This window comes from Paenisporosarcina sp. P4_B8 (genome assembly GCF_056402175.1).
In genome coordinates this window covers 194,129-212,701 of the sequence record NZ_JBFUHX010000004.1, presented here as the reverse complement: position 1 = coordinate 212,701, position 18,573 = coordinate 194,129, and the positions used below count along the sequence as shown (strand labels likewise).

Sequence of the window (18,573 nt, the reverse complement as noted above, 5' to 3'; positions counted from 1 at the left end):
TCATCATTCCGCTCGACTTGCATGTATTAGGCACGCCGCCAGCGTTCGTCCTGAGCCAGGATCAAACTCTCCATAATAGGTGAGTCGATTAGCTCGACTTTGTTGCTGGCGTCAAATTAATGACGTTTTAAAATGAACAATTAAGTTCAAGTTTTGCTTCCCACACCGAAGTGTGTTCCGCTTTATTGTTGACGTTTTGCTGTTCAGTTTTCAAGGTTCATTTCGTTGGTCACTTTCGCGACAGCAACTTTTATATCTTAGCAAATCCAGATTGTTATGTCAACAAAAAGTTTTGCTTTTTTATTCATTTCGTTGCAATCAAATTAGCAACTCTATTAATATACCTTCATTCGAAATCAAAGTCAATAACTATTTTGAAATATTTTTCTTCGCTTCCGAAGGACAAGTATTAATATACACCCTCTTGATTTACAAATCAAGAGGTTTTTTACGAAAAAGTTTAAATATCTTCTTAAAGTCCACTACAAACAGCACTATACCTGCAATTACGATGATTCCTCCGATGATCTGAGTCGTGATTAAATATTCATCAAAGATATAAAACGCTAAAATTGCCGCACCCACAGGCTCAAATAAAATTGCGATTGATATAACATTTGTTGAAACATATTTTATAGACCAATTAAATAATGTATGTCCCAATAGATTCGGTACGATTGCTAATAAGATAAACCATAACCAATCATCAGCTGGATAAGGTCCAAATGATTCTCCTTTAATTAATACATAGAAAAATAGCGTAATCGTACTAATTCCATACACCACAAATGTATATGTAACGAGAGACAGTCTTTGACGTACATCCTGGCCGAATAAAAGATAGGCAGTAACAAGTGCACAAGCGATGAGCGCCAATACATCTCCATATAGTGCACTCCCACTGATTCGGAAGTCTCCCCAACTTATTAAAATCGAGCCTCCTAATGCAATGGCTCCAGATACGATGGTTTTTAATGATAAGCGTTCTTTAAAAAAGAAGTATGTACCCGCGAAAGCAAAAATAGGTTGTAACGTCACTAGAACCGTTGAACTGGCCACCGATGTGTAATTTAGTGATTCAAACCATAAGATAAAGTGAAAAGCCAAAAAGATTCCGGCAACTAACGAAAATGTCCAATCTCTCTTTGTTAATTGTTTAATTTCTGACGTGTATTTCCAAAAGAAAATAGGTGCCATGATCAATACTGAAAATAACATACGATAAAATGCTATGACCCCTGCATCCGCATTTGCAAGTTTAACAAATATTGCCGACAAGGCAACTGCGAGAACGCCAACAGCAATTGGAATTAAAGGGTGAATTGTTGGTTTTTTCATTAAGGTCACTTCTCTCTGTACCCTCAATTGATAATACTATTCGATTAAAGGTACTATATAGATAATCCTTCATATTGTTTCATGTCTTATCCAGCATAGCAAGTTTGTTTTTATCTTATTAAATAGGAGGATGCTTATGGGCTCAATAATTGTTGACGGATTTATACATACTGAAATATTGATGAAATTAGGATTAGCTGCATTATTAAGTTTAATTATTGGTCTTGAGAGGGAACTTAAAAAGAAACCAGTTGGTTTGAAGACAAGTTTGGTTATTGCGACTTTCAGCTGTCTTCTTACATACATCTCTATTGAGTCAGCTTATATGGCAGAAGCTAGAGACGGTGTGAATATAACCATGGACCCTTTAAGGCTGGCAGCACAAATCGTTAGTGGAATTGGTTTTCTAGGAGCGGGTGTAATACTGCGAAAAGGTAACGACAGTATTACCGGATTAACAACAGCTGCAATGATTTGGGGTGCTGGTGCTATCGGTATTGCTGTCGGAGCAGGTTTTTATGTGGAGGCTACGATTTGCGTACTGATTGTTTTGGTTGGGATTGAGGTTCTGCCTCCTCTTCTTTCTAAAATTGGTCCTAAGCGTCTTCGAATGAAGGAAGTATATATGAAGGTTCTCCTTTCTGAATCGGGTTCGATCGAACATTTGGTTTCTTTTCTTAAATCAGAAGAGATGGTCATTGAAAGTCTTCGTATCAAAGATATCCCACTTTCCGATCAACGCCTGAAGCATGAAATTGAATTACGCTTTTCCACTTTACCAAAGCATAATTCGTTAACCATTTATGACAGTGTTCATTCTCTTTCATACATTGATCGTGTCGAACTAGAAATTTTATCTTAATAGGAGGATTATATGAACGAATTTTTCGGATTACTTAAAGAAGGAAATAAGCCTTCATTGTTAGCGGCTATCGTCAATACAGTAATCGCAATACTAAAAGGTGTTGCATTCTTCTTCACAGGAAATGTAGCTATGTTTGCAGAAATGATGCACTCCATTGGGGATGCTGCAAACCAATTCTTTGTTTTCATCGGTTCTGCCCTTTCCAAGAAAGCTCCTACTCCCCGTTTTCCAAATGGTTTCGGAAGAGTCGTCAATTTAGTTTGTCTAGGAGCAGTTCTAATTGTTGGGATATTGTCTTATGAGACCGTTATAGAAGGATGGCATCATATACAACATCCTGCGAAATCAGGTGGTTTATTCATTACTCTCGGTGTATTAGCTATTGCAATCATATTAGAAACTTTCGTACTTTATAAAGCGGCAAAAGAAGTACTACACGAAGCTGGTATGCCTAAAGCAACAGGATTGGCACCTTTAACACTCGCATTTAGTCATTTAAATCGAGCGAAACCCGCAACAAAATTAGTCTTTATGGAAGATTTAGTGGCAACAAGCGGTGGGGTTCTGGCATTTGTCGCAGTGTTAATCGCTCATTTCACAGGCTTTTTACAAGCAGAAGGTATCGCTTCCATCATGATTGGGTTAATGATGTTCTATGTTGTTGGTCGCGTTTTCCTGGAAAATGCACGTGGAGCAATCGGGGAAACGGACGAACAAATGTTGAACCATATTGCGCATCTCGTATTTGAACATAAAGACGTTAAAGATATTCAAAAGCTTGCAGTAATTAAAGAAGGAGAGTTTTTACATGTTGAACTAGTTGCTGAAGTGGACCCTTCAATCTCTTTTGCAGAGGCTGACGACATTCGAGATCATCTTGTAGATTTAATTCTTCATCAACAAGGTGTTCAAGATGTAACTATTTCATTCGATGAAGACGATGGGGTCACGCACTGGAAGCATGTCAGTAATCGACCGGAAATTTTACCTCCACAATGATTTATATGAAGAAAGCCCCGTTCAATGTTGCTCATTGAACGGGGCTTTCCTATTGTAAACGACTATCTAGAGTTTTAAGCAATTCCACGCCCTGCACGACAAGTTTATTGCTGATCGGTGCATCTTTATCGGTCGGTTTTTGGAATTGATTCATTACTCCACCACCAACTCCAAAAAGGGCATCTTTTTCGTCATCAATACCATACTGATAACAATGTCTTAATAAGAAAGGAACGCCACATTCCAATTTAGCCGATGCCTGTTCAAAATCTCCACTTTTCACAGTTACCGGAATTCGTAAGACATCGTAATATGGTGTCTTTTGAAAAACATAATCAAAATAGGCATGATCGTAATCCCAACCTCCACCTACCGTAAATCCATGACTTGTTAAAAACTCTTCTAGGTGACCTTTTTCAAAACGTCTTCCTTCTATTGAAGAATTAAGTTCTATCAAATAAAAAACCTCCCGTCTTCTATTAGAATGGACAGGAGGAGTATGGTTTTATTCGTAACTGGAAAAGAAAACATCAATCACGAGTACAGTTTACTTCATTTATTAAAGTGATGCTTTTAAAATGGCGCGTACATCGTCTGCTTCTAATGGTACGAAGTTTCCGAATGGACCGTAAACCATAGCTTTTTCAACCATCGATTCAATTTTAGAATCGTCGATGTTATAGTCGGCAAGTGTCTCGGGTGCTCCTAGTGATGTCCAAAAAGCACGTAAGTTATCGATTCCTTCATTTGCTATTTCATCAACCGTCTTGCCTTCAGGCTCTACTCCAAATACATAAACCGCCAATCTGGCAAAACGTTCTGGATCAACTTTGATATTATGACGCATCCAATGTGGGAAAAGAATTGCTAGTCCACCTGCATGGGGAATATCATATATTGCTGATACTGCATGCTCAATATCGTGAGTTGCCCAGTCTCCTTGGTACCCCATTTGCAACATGCCGTTTAAAGCAATTGTTCCGGAGAAAAGAATGGTTTCACGATGTTCATACGAGTGTAAGTTGTTCAGTAGTTTTGGTGCAGTTTCCATAATGGCACGCAATACGCCTTCACACATTTCATCTTGAACCGGTGTACTCGTAGCGTTATTGAAATATTGCTCAAAAATATGAGACATCATATCCACAATTCCATAAACCGTTTGATCTTGCGGAACTGAGAAAGTGTATGTAGGATCTAGTATCGAGAATTTAGGGTATACCAATGGGCTGCCCCATCCGTATTTTTCCTGTGTCTCTTCATTAGTAATAACCGAACCCGCATTCATTTCAGAACCAGTTGCAGCCAATGTCAATACAGTACCAAAAGGCAATGCCGTTTCAGGTACTGCTTTACGACTGACGAAGTCCCAAGCATCTCCATCATATTTTGCACCAGCAGCAATTAGCTTCGTACAATCAATGACAGAGCCGCCTCCTACCGCAAGTAAAACATCGATATTTTCGTTCTTACAAATTTCTATGCCTCTTCGGACGCTAGAGATTCGTGGATTCGGTTCCACTCCACTCAATTCAAATACTTCCAAATCCGCCGCTTTTAAAGTGGTCATTACTTCTTCATAGAGACCACTTTTCTTAATACTTCCGCCACCATAAACGAGCAGTACTTTTTTGCCGTATGTAGGTAATTCTTGTTTGATCTGTTCAAGTTGCCCTTTACCAAAAATCAATTTAACAGGGTTATAAAATGAAAATGCATTCATTTTTATCACGCTCCTCTATTGAGTATTATGTACATAATCACCCGTAAAATCAAAGAAAATAGCTTAAAATAAATGAAAAAACGCCTTGTCTCCAAAGAGACAAGACGCGTTTATTTTTATACCCAGCCACGGAAGCGAGAAGCTTCTGCAGTTTTACGAACTCCAACCATATATGCTGCTAAACGCATGTTGATGTTGCGTGTTGTTGAAACAGTGTAAACATTTTCAAATGCGTCCACCATTTTTTTATAAAGTTTTTCGTTTACTTCTTCTTCTGTCCAGTAATAACCTTGATTATTTTGAACCCATTCAAAATAAGATACTGTAACACCACCTGCGCTAGCAAGTACGTCAGGAACAAGTAAAATGCCTCGATCAGTTAGTATTTTTGTAGCTTCAGTAGTAGTTGGGCCATTTGCAGCTTCTACCACGATGCTCGCACGAATGTTGTGTGCGTTTTCAGAAGTAATTTGATTTTCAATTGCTGCCGGTACTAAAATATCGCAATCTAATTCAAGTAATTCTTTATTAGAGATTGTATTTTCGAACAATGTTGTTACCGTTCCAAAACTATCACGGCGATCCAGTAAATAATCAATATCTAAACCATTCGGATCATGTAAAGCTCCGTATGCATCTGAGATTCCGATTACTTTAGCTCCTGCATCACTCATAAACTTAGCTAAGAAACTACCAGCATTACCGAAACCTTGAATGACCACACGTGCCCCATTCATATCGATACCGCGTTTTTTAGCAGCTTCTTCCACACAGATTGTTACACCTTGGGCAGTAGCGCGTTCACGCCCTTGAGAACCACCAAGAACAATTGGTTTACCAGTAATGAAACCTGGTGAGTTAAATTCATCAATGCGGCTATATTCATCCATCATCCAAGCCATAATTTGTGAATTTGTAAATACATCTGGAGCTGGAATATCTTTAGTTGGTCCCACAAATTGACTAATCGCGCGAACATAGCCACGACTAAGTTTTTCAATTTCGTTCATCGACATTTTTCGAGGGTCGCAAATAATTCCGCCCTTACCACCACCATAAGGTAAATCAACGATTCCGCATTTTAATGTCATCCACATTGATAATGCTTTCACTTCATCTTCAGAAACCTCCGGGTGGAAACGTACGCCACCTTTAGTAGGTCCTACAGCGTCGTTATGTTGAGCACGATAACCCGTGAATACTTTTACTTTACCATCATCCATTTTAATTGGAATACGCACTTCAAGCATACGCAATGGTTCTTTTAAAAGTTCAAACATTCCTTCATCATATCCAAGTTTGTTAAGAGCGTCCTGAATAACATCTTGTGTTGATGTGAACAGGTTTAGATTTTCAGCCATTTTTTAGTTTCGCCTCTTTATTCATAATGATTACGTCGCAATCATTGTAACATAATTATTTTTATTTTTTAACACTAAATATTATTTATTGAATACTTTTTKAATTTTTTCGATTGCCCAGTCCAATTCTTCTTTTGTAATAACCAATGGTGGAGCAAAACGAATGACCGTATCATGCGTTTCTTTACATAAAAGTCCAAGCTCTTTCAATTCCTCACAATAAGGACGAGCTTCTGTGTTTAGTTCCATTCCGATAAATAATCCGCGACCACGTACTTCTTTAATAGAAGAATGTTCGATTTTTGACAGTTCATCTTTGAAATAGTTTCCTAGTTCTTCAGAGCGTTCTGCTAACTTCTCTTCTGTTAATACGTTCAAAGAAGCAATCGATACTGCACAAGCCATTGGGTTCCCACCAAAAGTTGAACCATGAGATCCAGGGTTAAATACTTCAAGAATTTCTTTGTTGGCCACTACGCAAGAGATTGGGAATACTCCTCCGCCAAGTGCTTTACCCAAAATGTACATATCTGGATCAACATCTTCCCATTCACATGCGAACATTTTACCAGTACGGCATAGTCCTGCTTGAATCTCATCTGCAATAAATAGGACGTTGTTTTCGCGACAAAGTTCACGAGCAGCTTTCATGAATCCGACTGGAGGAATGACAATGCCTGCTTCCCCTTGAATTGGTTCAATCAAGAATGCCGCTGTATTCGGTGTGATTGCTGATTTTAACGATTCAATGTCTCCGTAAGGAATCAAATTGATACCTGGAAGCATTGGTCCGAATCCACGTTTGTAATCAGGATCTGAAGATAAAGAAACTGCCGCCATCGTACGTCCATGGAAGTTTCCGTTACAAGCAATGACTTCTGCTTGGTTTTCAGCAATTCCTTTTACATCGTAAGCCCATCGACGAGCTGCCTTAATAGCTGTTTCAACAGCTTCAGCCCCTGTATTCATAGGAAGTGCCATATCTTTGCCAGATAACTCACAAATCATTTCGTACCAAGGTCCTAACTGATCGTTATGGAATGCACGTGACGTCAAAGTTACACGGTCAGCTTGATCTTTAAGCGCTTGGATAATTTTCGGGTGACGATGCCCTTGGTTTACTGCCGAATAAGCAGATAACATATCCATGTATTTGTTACCTTCTGGATCCTTAACCCATACACCTTGTGCTTCAGAAATAACAATCGGAAGTGGATGATAGTTTGGAGCACCAAATTTTTCTGTTTGCGCAATAACGTTTTGTGAAACTGTCATAATGTTTCGCCTCCTCAATTTTCAAAAAAAAGCAGACGCATCTTCTGATGTGCCTGCCTATATTTAATGTCGCTTTTCTTAATATCTAGCTTTGAACCCCAGCTCGCGGGCCACAGTATGGGGTCAGAAAGGCGAATGATTCGCCTTTCTTCCTTCCAGCGCCGGTGTCGAGCTAGCATGGGCTTCTACGCTTTTCTTATAACATTTCAGATGTTGTTTTTGCTTGTAAGTGTAAAGTCAGGTAGTCAGGACCGCCTGCTTTAGAGTCTGTACCTGACATGTTGAATCCACCGAATGGTTGGTATCCAACGATAGCGCCAGTACATCCGCGGTTGAAGTACAAGTTACCCACATGGAAGTCTTCACGTGCTTTTTCTTGGTTCATACGGTTGTTTGTAATTACCGCACCAGTTAAGCCGTATTCTGTGTTGTTTGCAATTTCAAGAGCTTCGTCGAAATCTTTAGCTTTACAGATACCTACGACTGGTCCAAAGATTTCTTCTTGCATGATGCGAGCTTTAGGATCTAAGTCAGCGATTACAGTTGGTTGAATGAAGAATCCTTTAGAATCGTCACCAGTACCACCAGAAACTACACGACCTTCACCTTTACCAATTTCGATGTAGCTCATGATTTTTTTGAATGCAGCGCCATCGATAACTGGACCTACGAAATGCTCATCTTGATCTGGAACACCAACTGATAGAGCCTTAGTTAATTCTTCAACGCGGTTTACTACTTGATCGTATACATCTTCAACGATTACAGCGCGTGAACATGCTGAACATTTTTGTCCACTGAAACCGAATGCAGATTTCACGATTGATTGAGCAGCTAATTCTAAATCAGCTTCTTTATCAACAACGATTGTATCTTTACCGCCCATTTCAGCGATTACACGTTTAATCCAAATTTGACCTTCAGTTAATTTAGAAGAACGTTCGAAGATACGAAGACCAACGTCACGTGAACCAGTGAAACTGATTAAACGTGTGCGTGGGTGATCAACCATAAAGTCCCCAACTTCAGCACCAGAACCTGGAATGAAGTTTACCACTCCTGCAGGCATACCCGCTTCTTCTAATACTTCCATAAATTTATATGCAACAACTGGTGTTGTAGAAGCAGGCTTCAGTAATACTGTGTTACCAGTAACCATTGCCGCAACTGCAGTACCCGCCATGATAGCGAATGGGAAGTTCCAAGGAGAAATAACAACTGCCACACCCATTGGAATGTAGTCATAACGGTTATACTCACCTGGACGGCTTTCAACTGGTTGACCATCTTTCAAACGAAGCATTTGACGACCGTAGTATTCTAGGAAATCGATTGCTTCAGCTGCTTCAACGTCAGCTTCAACCCATGTTTTACCAGCTTCTTTAGAAAGTAATGCAGAGAATTCAAATTTACGACGACGCATAATTGCTGCCGCTTTGAATAATACATCAGCACGAATTTCAGGTTTTACTTTTTTCCATGTATTGAATGTAGCATCAGCGATATCCATAGCTTTAGAAGCTAATTCTTGATTTGCTTTAGATACAGAACCTACAACTTCAGTTTTGTTAGCTGGATTGTAAGAAACAATTTTGTCTTCAGTTGTAATGCGTTCGCCACCAATGATAAGTGGGAAGTCTTGACCCATATAACCTGCTACTGTTTTATAACCATCTTGGATGGCTTTTTTGTTTTCTTCTTTAGTGAAATCTGTAAATGCTTCATGTTTATAAGGAATCATGTGAATCCTCCTATTTTTTATTTTAGTGCAAAATTAATTTGCGCTTTTATTTCGTTTACATCTATAATAATGCAAAAGATTGTTGCGTTTTTCAAGTGATATTTCTTATTTTCGTAAAAAACTTTAGGAGTGAGCCTCCCGTGAACGATAAAGATCTTCAATTATTGCCGTTTTACCGTTTTGCAAGTGATCATATTTCAGTGGGAATCCACGCAATTGACCGGAATGGGCGGACCATTTTATACAACGAAAAAATGAAAAACATTGAAGGCCTTGATTTACAGGATGTCGCTGACCGCTCCCTTCTTGAATTATTTCAATTCGACCAACAGGAAAGTACCCTTTTGAAAGTTCTGCAAAGCGGCGAACACGTGTTGAATGTCAAACAAACCTATTGGAATCGCAATGGACATGAAATTACAACCATCAACGATACCCATCCTGTTTTTGATAATGGAGAATTAATCGGGGCTGTTGAGCTAGCACGTGACGTTACCACATTGGAACGCTTAGTCTATCAACCTTTGCGCCGATATGGGGAACCAATAACATTTTCAGTAATTACGGCTGTTTCCGAATCGATGAAACACGTTATCTCAACCGCCAAAAAAGCGGCGATGGCACGTTTATCTGTCTTGCTTGTTGGTGAAGCTGGAACCGGAAAAGACTTGGTCGCTGAAGGCATTCATTATGAATTATCGCCACCTTTGTCCCATTTTTATACGTTATATTGCCACAACTCCGATCCGACGATTCTCAATAAATTAAGAGAAGACATGATTGCGCTTGAAGCGAGCACGATATTTTGTGAACGAATTGACCTTTTGACTTTGGGTATGCAACAACAACTACTGGATATGGTTAATGACTCTACACTAGGGGACCACTTATTTTTAGCAAGTGTAGGGGCAGACCCTGTGGATTTGATTGCTTCGGGAGAATTATTAAAAGAGCTTTATTACTTCTTCGCTTCCATGACGATTGTCGTTCCACCCTTGCGTGAACGACGAGAAGATATTGATCCATTTATACACGATTATTTTGCACGACATCGGGTTCGCTTCGGTTCAGCAATCATGGACCTAAAAGAAGAAGTTCGTGACATTTTTCATTCGTACGACTGGCCAGGTAATTTAAAAGAAGTGGAAATCTTACTGGATGAGATCGCTTCGATGCTTACTGTAGAAGAAATGGTGACGTTCGAAATGTTGCCTCTGCATTTCAAATTGAAAATGCAGGAATTGCGGGAACCTCTTAAACGAGCTGAAGATTTCGTTGTCCAATCTGATCGTGAGTTACTGCCACTGGAAGATTATTTACGTGAAGCGGAAATGTACTATTTGCAGAAAGTGATGGGCATGTTTGATGGAAATGTCACAAAAGCTGCAGTTGCTTTAGGAATGAGCAGGCAGAACCTGCAATATCGTTTAAGGAAGATAAGAAAATAACATATGCAACCCGACTGTAAATGGTGTTTAAACGCATTATTAATAGAAAAAGCGAGCCGGCTCACAAGGAGTTGGCTCGCTTTCTACTTTTCTCATTGACCGGATTGTTTGATCCAATCTTGTAATTTGTCTTTTAAAGAGTTGAAACCTTCTGCATCATGCTCGTCAACACGTGCTTGCAATGATTTTTTCGGTTTGTCTTCTTTACGTATAACCGGTGGGCGTTCTTGTAATGCACGGATAGAAAGGCTGATTTTGCCTGCTTCTTCGTCCACTTCAAGTACTTTCACTTCGATTTCTTGCCCAACAGACAAGAATTCGCTTACGTCTTTCACATAACCATATGTGATTTCCGAAATATGCACTAATCCTTGGGTTTCTTCGTCTAATGCTACAAACGCGCCATATGGCTGTACGCCTGTTACTTTTCCTGAGATTACTTCCCCAACTTCGTACTTCTTAGTCATAATAATCGCTCCTAGTCTTGGATATATACCTATCTACCTTAAGGCCATAGAAGATTATACCATAAACAAGAGTTTTACTCAAAAGACTCACTGCATCGGCATGAAGTGAACGCGCCATCCTTCACTCGTTTTACGCAATTGGAATCCTTTCTTTTTTTCATCATCCGTTTGATATTCTGCTTTTAAATTATAATAAATCACTTGATCATGATCATAATCATCTTCCAATACTTCTGGTTGATATTCTACTGATTCGTATAGAGTTTTCCAATCCATCACGTCGGCAGAGCGAGAGTAATCACCTATAAATTCTTCGCGGGTAGGTCTTGAATAGTTCTCGTCATCCAACAGCAATGCATATTGGGTTTCAGCATCTCCGGAATAAAGTGCCTCCAGATAAATTCCCGCAATAATATCTGGACTTTCCGATTTAATGATATCGTAGTCATATGCTTCTTGGAATTCTTTGTAAATTTTTTGGACTCTTTTCGTATACTGCAAATTAATCGGTTCAAAATAGTGCTCATTTATAACTGAAATGCCTAAATCGAGTTGCCATACACCTTCTCGGTTTTTCACGACCGGTATTACCTTATGAGTTTCCTTCGTTTGGACTTCAACATTGCCAAAATATTCATCATTTTGATAGGTGGTTACTCGGTCATCATACGTAAGTGTAATTTCTTCTTCTGGAAGGATATTTTCATCCCCTAGAAAGGCATGTAAATCCGTTACCGAATCCATGACTTGGAATGGAAGTGCTAAATCCAACATAACTTTCGGGAAATCTAATTGCTGGGCATAGGAAAATAACAGTACAGACTCAATAGGTGACAAATTCGATAAGGCATACTCAGGATTTTTAGAACCTGGATTTTTCAGATAGCCATGAATTTTTTGCTGTAATTCCGAATTTGGCCATTCAACAATTTCCACATAATCTGATGATTCATCAGCAGGCATTAACTTAGCGAGCTCACCCGCTTCTGCAAGCGAGAATGCTTCCTTCAATCTATTGAAATCAAGAAATTTGTAAGTATCGTTCACTTCCCAATTATTCGCACTGAGGGAATCTACTACGGGTTTCATGAAATATTTGATTGGTGAAGTCCCAGGGTAGTTAAGTAAATATTTCCATGCAGATTGGTATTCCTCTTTAATTTTCCCTTCTGCAAAAACGGCATTCTGAGGAGATCCAAAAATCAATATATATGCAAGGTCTTCATAGTAAGATTTTATTACGTCGTACAATTGACCTGGTTGCTTGACATTCATCAGGGAATATTCCATTGACTCAATAAATGACGCAGATTCTTGTGGACTGTAAACCAATTCCCCTGCATTTGTGAAGGGTGCCATTGATTGCATATACAATAAATTCAAAGCAGGAAAAGCAAGTTTCCCTTCAAGGCCGAGGAATAATTCATTCCTTTGATAATCCGTTACATACTCTTTTTGATTTGCAGCCACTTTAATTTTAATACCTTCATGGGAAGAATTCGAAATCATCTGTTGCACTGGTTCAGGCAAATCTTTTTGCTTGCTATACAAATAGTCCACGTCAAGTTTCCCGTTCATTTTGGCAGTATTCAAAACTTCCTTATGTTCGACCAAGATCTGGTCATAGACCATTTTCAAGTCGTCTATCCTATTGCTTAATTCATCCACAAACAGCATACTCATTTCTTCATTCAATTGATCTCCAACTTGAAGGGTTGCCACCATTTCTGAAGGCAGTCGTAAATACTTAACCGTTTCTCCATAGGCTACTTTCAAGGAAACTGTCGAGTTCTTTATAGAATCCGGATGTGTGATGCGTGCAAATTCACTATCCGCAAACTTTACAAAGCCCAGTTGATCGTATTGTTCACTCGTCAAGCCAAGCATTTTCTTTCTTTTCTCACGTTCCTTTTGATAATCTTTTTTGAGTTCTTCTATTTCCTTCTGATCATATTCGGCTGCCGCGTTGTTCTTTTGATCATCATGATCATTCATGAATGAAGCGCTCAAAATTCCGATTAAGAAAACACTTGCCAAGCTGACAGTCCAAACACTGACTCTTTGCCATTTCGATTGTTTAACTGCATTCACGACAGGCACTTCATGTTGTTTTTGATTTTCTGCATCTATTTTGCTTAATACATCGTCCGCATTAAATTTAGATGGAACGCGATTATAAGATTTGTTAAGTAATTTCATTTGTTGCTCAAATTGCTTATCGTCCATATTCGGCCCCTCCTTTTAATGCAAGTGCGGATTTGAGTTGTTCTTTTGCTCTTAGCAACCGTGTCTTAACCGTTGCCAGTGGAATGTTCATGACATCACCGATTTGGTCATATGTGAGTTCCTGAAAATAAAATAATACGATGGGAATTCGATATTTTTCATCAAGCATCTGAATGGCCGCATGCAATTCTCTGTCTTCTTCAAAGACCAGAATTTTCGATTCTGCAGATCTTACACTCGTTCCGAAGTTCTCGTTATCCTGGGCTTTATCTTCTTTATCTTTTTCTCGTTGTTCTTTTCGATAATAATCTCTCGCTGCATTTAACGTAATTTTGTATAACCATGTCGTAAATCGGTCACGCTGAAATTGATGGAGGAATCTATACAGTTTAATAAATACTTCCTGGGTCACATCTTGCACATCATCTGCTTTGACACCACACTGGTAGGCAAATTTCTCAACGGTCCTATGATGAAGATTCATTAAATCACCGTAGGCCGCCCTGTCTCCTTTTTGTGCCCTTTCAATTAAAACCAGTTCGTTCATGAGGCCCCCTCACTCTCTATGTATTACTCGTTATACGAACGTTTTCCTCAAATTGTTTCAAAAAATTATATTAATTTCAAAGGCTCTCGTGTAGAATTAGAAAAATCTTTAAAGATTGAAGGAGTTGGAGTACATGGCAAAGCGCGATCATTTTGCATCTAAGATTGGCTTCGTCCTTGCAGCTGCAGGGAGTGCAATAGGGCTGGGGGCAATATGGAAGTTTCCATATATGGCAGGAACAAACGGTGGAAGCGTATTTGTCTTGTTGTTTATCATCAGTACATTGTTAATTGGTTTACCAATTCTACTTGCAGAGTTCGTCATTGGACGTAAAGGACAAGCTGATGCAATTACAGGACTAAAAAAACTGGCACCTGGCAAGAAGTGGTATTTGATTGGTTGGTCAGGGTTCTTTTTCTCATTTATTATTTTATCATTCTACAGTGTTGTGGGTGGATGGATTTTATCCTATTTAGGAAGAGCTTTACTGTTCACACTTAATAATACTGGAGAAAGTTCTTACGCGAACTTATTCAATAGCATCATCTCGAACCCCTGGGAAGTATTGATTGGTCAAGCCGTCTTTATGTTATTGACGATTATGATTGTACAAGGTGGGATTGAGGCAGGGATTGAACGTGCCAGCCGAATTATGATGCCAGCACTATTAATCTTCTTTGTTGTTCTGGTTATTCGTTCATTGACACTGGAGGGCGCAATGGAAGGTGTTAAATTTATGTTCGTGCCGGATTGGTCTTACTTTAATGCACAAACCTTGCTGTTGGCATTGGGTCAAGCGTTCTTCTCACTTAGTGTCGGTGTAGCTGGAATGATGACTTATGCCTCTTACTTGCCTAAGGAACAAAAATTAGGGAATTCTGCTGTTAGTGTTTCCATGTTAAATATCGGCATTTCACTAATGGCGGGTCTGGTTATATTCCCAGCCGTTTTTGCATTAGGATATTCGCCTAACGAAGGGCCGGGACTAGTTTTTATCATTTTACCTGCAGTCTTTGAACAAATTCCTTTCGGCGCTTTCTTTATGCTGTTGTTCTTTATTTTGATGTTATTTGCAACTTTGACTTCTTCCATCGCGATGCTTGAGACCGTCGTGTCCATGGGGATTAAAAATGCATATGATAAACGGAAACGCTCTTCATGGATTTATGGATTGCTTATTTTCCTTGTGGGTATTCCAAGTGCGTTATCGTTTGGGGTATTTTCGGATGTGAAGATATTCGGAAAATCTTTCTTCGATTTTGCTGACTTCCTGACAAATAACTTTGGTTTACCTTTAGGGGCCTTAATGATTTCGATTTTTGCAGGTTACGTTTTGAAGAAACAAGAAACGTTTGAGGAATTGAATATGTCTTCTTTAGCTTTTAACATTTGGCGCTTCGTTGTTCGATACCTTGCCCCAATTGCGATTATTTTGATTTTCCTAAATGCCATGTTTTCAGCCTTTAAAGGTTGAGAACTGTCTGTAAAACGACTTATTTCACAAAATCTATATCTATGAGGTATGATAAGATAGTTGCAAGCATACGATGTATGATGGAAAGGAGTGCATGAAGATGAAACAAGAATTTCACACTCAACTTCGCTTATTGCGGGAAGAACGTAATATGTCTTTAGAAGATTTATCATTAAAAACACGAGTTGGTGCGGGGAAATTAGAACAATATGAAGCTGGTACAGAAGTCCCTTCCGTACAGACCATTTTGAAATTATCCAACGCACTCGAAGTTCCAGCCTCTAATTTGTTAGATGGACTTCAAGTTAGTTCATAAAACATGAAAAGAGCTTACACCAAAATTGGTGTAAGCTCTTTTTTGTGAATGAACTTAGACGATGCATTTCGCCTCGTATTTTACCGCTATTAATTTATAGGCAATTTGAACACATTGGTCAATAGGGATCCATAGTTCATATGAATGTTCATAAACTTCTTGTATGCGTTTTGCCAGTTCAGTTGGATGGTCGATTCCTTGAAGGGCCGCCACTACATCAGCTGTTTCTGTATCATATGCATCAGTACCCATTTTGAAAGGATCCCATAACTGAAGCAATTTCACTGCCTTGCGATTCATTTCAATATTTTCCATCATTTTTCACCTATTTACTTTTCTTTAATAAAAGCTATGATAACATATTAATAAAAAAAGGAAAGAAGGAATTGCTTTGACTTCGTTTGAACAAGTAATCGATAGACGCAGTACTCGCTCAGTGAAATGGGATTTAATGGAGATAATATATGGGATTGAAGATGCTTCGGATATTTTGCCAATGTGGGTAGCAGACATGGATTTTGCAGCTCCTCAAGCCGTCATTGATGCACTCCAGGATCGACTCAAACACCCGGTCTTTGGCTACTCCTACATGTGTGAAGGATGTAGAACTGCCGTGCAAAATTGGCTACTTCAACGCCACGGATGGCAAACACAAAGTGACTGGATGCTTTTTCATCATGGTGTAGTTCCTGCCATAGCGACGGTTATTGAAACATTTACTCAAAAAGGAGACAGCATTCTGATCTCATCTCCTGTCTATCCCCCATTTTTCACTATTCCCGAAAAACAAGGAAGACAACTTGTTGAGAATTTCCTAATTGAAAAAAATGGCGTTTATGAATTTGATTTGGATAGTTTTGAAAACCAGTTGGCTCAAGGCGTGAAACTTTACATTTTATGTAATCCCCACAATCCTGGTGGTATGGTGTGGTCAAGAGAAACTTTAGAAGAAATCGTTCGGTTGTGTGCTAAATATGATACCTTGATTTTATCTGATGAAATACATAGTGACCTGGTTTTTGCTCCACATCGACATATCCCACTTGTTACAGTTGCAAATGGTGAAGAACATCGCATTATTACTTGTGTTGCTCCCACAAAAACCTTTAACTTGGCTGGTATACAAGCTGCCGTCATGATTGTGACAGACGAAGAGAAACGGGAAAAACTAAAAGAAAACGCGCTTACTCATGGACAAATGGAATTGAGTCCATTTGCGGCAACTGCTTTAACAGCCGCTTACGAACATGGTGGACCTTGGTTAGAAGAATTGCTGACTGTCATTTCTTCACATATGGACTATGCCATTGCTGAAATAACCAAAGCTGTTCCTGGCGTGAAAATTGCTAAGCCGAATGGAACATACCTGTTATGGATCGATACTCGCGATACAGGTCTATCTGAAAAAGAGATCATGAATTTACTGTTGACCAAAGGAAAGCTTGCTTTGGAGCCTGGTTCTAAATATGGACAAGCCGGAACAGGCTTCTTCAGAATGAATGTCGCCTGTCCTCGCTCGATTCTAAAAGATGGGGTTGACCGTTTTATAAAGGCTTTAACTTAAACTAAATTAATTGCTCTGTTAAAACTGTTTTTTTTAGCGTACAATTGCGCTTGCCGCACGTTCCGCATGAGCCAACAAGTATGAAATCACATCCTTGTTGGTCCCTCATGAAAGTTAACACATAGCAATATCAATAAGAAAAAGGCTAAACCAATTGAATTGGTTTAGCCTTTTTATTTATTGCTGTTCTTTTTGATTTTCTGATTGACGATCGTGTAAAATACGTCCTTCTAATTCCTTCGTCTTTTGTTCTTGTTTTTTTGAAAGCTTAATAATCCATCGAAAAGTGAGGACGCAAATGATTGCAAAAATCAAGAATTCAAAGGCCGCTGGGATATAGGCAGACTTATCTTCTGGAAAGTATAGAAAGTTGAAAATCCATACATTCATTTGGATCACTTCCTAACTTATTTTTGAAGAACTTCGATTGATTCGATTTTGATGTCTTCAAGTGGTTTGTCGCTTGAATTCCTTTTAACCTTAGTCATCGCATCAACAACATCCATACCTTCAATAACTTGTCCAAAAACTGTGTGTTTGTTATCTAACCAAGGTGTACCACCATTAGTTGCATATGCTTCAACGATTTCTTCAGGGTATCCCGCTTTTTTCATTTGGCTCAACATGCTTGAGTCCATATCGCTTTTTTGAACGATAAAGAATTGACTACCGTTTGTTCCAGGACCAGCATTGGCCATTGATAATGCACCACGTAAGTTAAATGCTTTATCCGAGAACTCATCTTCAAATTTAGGTCCGTAAATGCTTTCTCCACCCATACCAGTTCCAGTAGGATCGCCACCTTGAATCATGAAATCAGAAATAATTCGGTGGAAAATGATGCCATCATAATATCCATTTTCGGCATGAGTAATAAAGTTTTCTACTGTTTTAGGAGCGATTTCAGGGAAAAGTTTAATTTTAATCGCACCCATAGTTGTGTTCATTACGACTAATGCTTCGTTTGAAGCAACTTCTGTTGATAATTGTGGATACATTGCACTCTCTCCTTCAGTTGTTGTAGTAGTTTGTTGCGTTTCTTTTTTTGGTTTTTCTGTCTTTTCTTGTTCGACACTTTCATTTGTGCCGCATCCTGCTAACAGGACAATCAAACTAATTAATAACAGCCATCCTCGTTTTTTCATGTTCATTTCACCCTAAATTAGTCTATCATATTCTGTTAACAATTTCAGTAAATAAGTCGCGCCACTTCCTTCGTAAAGCGAAAT

The 18,573-nt window shown here is 39.0% G+C and carries 18 protein-coding genes and 1 rRNA gene; 6 read left to right on the top strand and 13 right to left on the bottom strand.

Translation table 11 applies throughout. The features are described from left to right. Window positions 1-77, bottom strand: a 16S ribosomal RNA gene (locus tag AC1DSK_RS06315); the annotation flags it as partial. A 352-nt stretch (window positions 78-429) separates the two neighbouring features. Next, window positions 430-1,338: a DMT family transporter gene (locus tag AC1DSK_RS06310; protein ID WP_477547468.1), complete on the bottom strand. Its 909-nt coding sequence runs from the start codon at window positions 1,336-1,338 to the stop codon at window positions 430-432. Window positions 1,339-1,474: 136 nt separating this feature from the next. Between AC1DSK_RS06310 and AC1DSK_RS06305 the strand changes: the two genes are divergently transcribed. Further along, window positions 1,475-2,200 (top strand): MgtC/SapB family protein, encoded by a 726-nt coding sequence (locus tag AC1DSK_RS06305; RefSeq protein ID WP_477547467.1) that lies wholly within the window; start codon window positions 1,475-1,477, stop codon window positions 2,198-2,200. A gap of 12 nt (window positions 2,201-2,212) precedes the next feature. After that, window positions 2,213-3,202, top strand: a complete 990-nt coding sequence (locus AC1DSK_RS06300; protein ID WP_477547466.1) for a cation diffusion facilitator family transporter — start codon at window positions 2,213-2,215, stop codon at window positions 3,200-3,202. A gap of 49 nt (window positions 3,203-3,251) precedes the next feature. Here the strand turns inward: AC1DSK_RS06300 and AC1DSK_RS06295 are convergent, their stop codons facing one another. The 5 genes from AC1DSK_RS06295 to pruA form a co-directional block, all read right to left on the bottom strand. Next, window positions 3,252-3,659 (bottom strand): YugN family protein, encoded by a 408-nt coding sequence (locus AC1DSK_RS06295; protein WP_477547465.1) that lies wholly within the window; start codon window positions 3,657-3,659, stop codon window positions 3,252-3,254. A 102-nt stretch (window positions 3,660-3,761) separates the two neighbouring features. Next, entirely contained in the window at window positions 3,762-4,925 is a 1,164-nt protein-coding gene (locus AC1DSK_RS06290; RefSeq protein WP_477547464.1) for an iron-containing alcohol dehydrogenase, read from the bottom strand. Between the two features lie 116 nt (window positions 4,926-5,041). Further along, a complete protein-coding gene (locus AC1DSK_RS06285; RefSeq protein WP_016428973.1) occupies window positions 5,042-6,286 on the bottom strand; it encodes a Glu/Leu/Phe/Val family dehydrogenase in 1,245 nt (414 codons plus the stop codon). 81 nt (window positions 6,287-6,367) lie between these two features. After that, entirely contained in the window at window positions 6,368-7,561 is a 1,194-nt protein-coding gene (locus AC1DSK_RS06280; protein WP_477598104.1) for an ornithine--oxo-acid transaminase, read from the bottom strand. A 196-nt stretch (window positions 7,562-7,757) separates the two neighbouring features. Beyond that, window positions 7,758-9,302, bottom strand: coding sequence for an L-glutamate gamma-semialdehyde dehydrogenase (pruA, locus tag AC1DSK_RS06275; protein WP_477532415.1), 1,545 nt, complete (start codon window positions 9,300-9,302; stop codon window positions 7,758-7,760). Between the two features lie 140 nt (window positions 9,303-9,442). On the opposite strand from pruA, the gene AC1DSK_RS06270 reads away from it, so the two are divergent. Continuing rightward, complete coding sequence (locus AC1DSK_RS06270; RefSeq protein WP_477547462.1) at window positions 9,443-10,750, top strand: AAA-type ATPase lid domain-containing protein; 1,308 nt, start codon at window positions 9,443-9,445, stop codon at window positions 10,748-10,750. A gap of 92 nt (window positions 10,751-10,842) precedes the next feature. Here the strand turns inward: AC1DSK_RS06270 and yugI are convergent, their stop codons facing one another. From yugI to AC1DSK_RS06255, 3 genes are all read right to left on the bottom strand, one after another. After that, on the bottom strand, window positions 10,843-11,217 hold the full coding sequence (gene yugI, locus AC1DSK_RS06265) for a S1 domain-containing post-transcriptional regulator GSP13 (protein ID WP_477547461.1): 375 nt from the start codon (window positions 11,215-11,217) through the stop codon (window positions 10,843-10,845). 87 nt (window positions 11,218-11,304) lie between these two features. Next, a complete protein-coding gene (locus AC1DSK_RS06260) occupies window positions 11,305-13,443 on the bottom strand; it encodes a hypothetical protein (protein ID WP_477547460.1) in 2,139 nt (712 codons plus the stop codon). Continuing rightward, the gene (locus tag AC1DSK_RS06255; protein ID WP_016428980.1) at window positions 13,433-13,990 is read right to left on the bottom strand and encodes an RNA polymerase sigma factor; all 558 of its coding nucleotides are present in this window, start codon (window positions 13,988-13,990) and stop codon (window positions 13,433-13,435) included. The genes AC1DSK_RS06260 and AC1DSK_RS06255 overlap by 11 nt, the downstream gene beginning before the upstream one ends. 133 nt (window positions 13,991-14,123) lie before the next feature. On the opposite strand from AC1DSK_RS06255, the gene AC1DSK_RS06250 reads away from it, so the two are divergent. Then, on the top strand, window positions 14,124-15,464 hold the full coding sequence (locus AC1DSK_RS06250; RefSeq protein WP_477547459.1) for a sodium-dependent transporter: 1,341 nt from the start codon (window positions 14,124-14,126) through the stop codon (window positions 15,462-15,464). Between the two features lie 100 nt (window positions 15,465-15,564). After that, window positions 15,565-15,780, top strand: a complete 216-nt coding sequence (locus tag AC1DSK_RS06245; RefSeq protein WP_016428982.1) for a helix-turn-helix domain-containing protein — start codon at window positions 15,565-15,567, stop codon at window positions 15,778-15,780. Between the two features lie 54 nt (window positions 15,781-15,834). On the opposite strand, the gene AC1DSK_RS06240 is transcribed toward AC1DSK_RS06245, so the two are convergent. Next, window positions 15,835-16,095: a DUF1871 family protein gene (locus AC1DSK_RS06240; RefSeq protein ID WP_477547458.1), complete on the bottom strand. Its 261-nt coding sequence runs from the start codon at window positions 16,093-16,095 to the stop codon at window positions 15,835-15,837. 76 nt (window positions 16,096-16,171) lie between these two features. On the opposite strand from AC1DSK_RS06240, the gene AC1DSK_RS06235 reads away from it, so the two are divergent. Beyond that, entirely contained in the window at window positions 16,172-17,344 is a 1,173-nt protein-coding gene (locus tag AC1DSK_RS06235) for a MalY/PatB family protein (RefSeq protein WP_477547457.1), read from the top strand. A 177-nt stretch (window positions 17,345-17,521) separates the two neighbouring features. Here AC1DSK_RS06235 and AC1DSK_RS06230 read toward each other — a convergent pair whose 3' ends face one another. Both AC1DSK_RS06230 and AC1DSK_RS06225 read right to left on the bottom strand, forming a co-directional pair. Further along, on the bottom strand, window positions 17,522-17,734 hold the full coding sequence (locus AC1DSK_RS06230) for a hypothetical protein (protein ID WP_477547456.1): 213 nt from the start codon (window positions 17,732-17,734) through the stop codon (window positions 17,522-17,524). A gap of 17 nt (window positions 17,735-17,751) precedes the next feature. Further along, a complete protein-coding gene (locus AC1DSK_RS06225) occupies window positions 17,752-18,489 on the bottom strand; it encodes a peptidylprolyl isomerase (RefSeq protein WP_231391156.1) in 738 nt (245 codons plus the stop codon). Window positions 18,490-18,573: the final 84 nt, after the last annotated feature.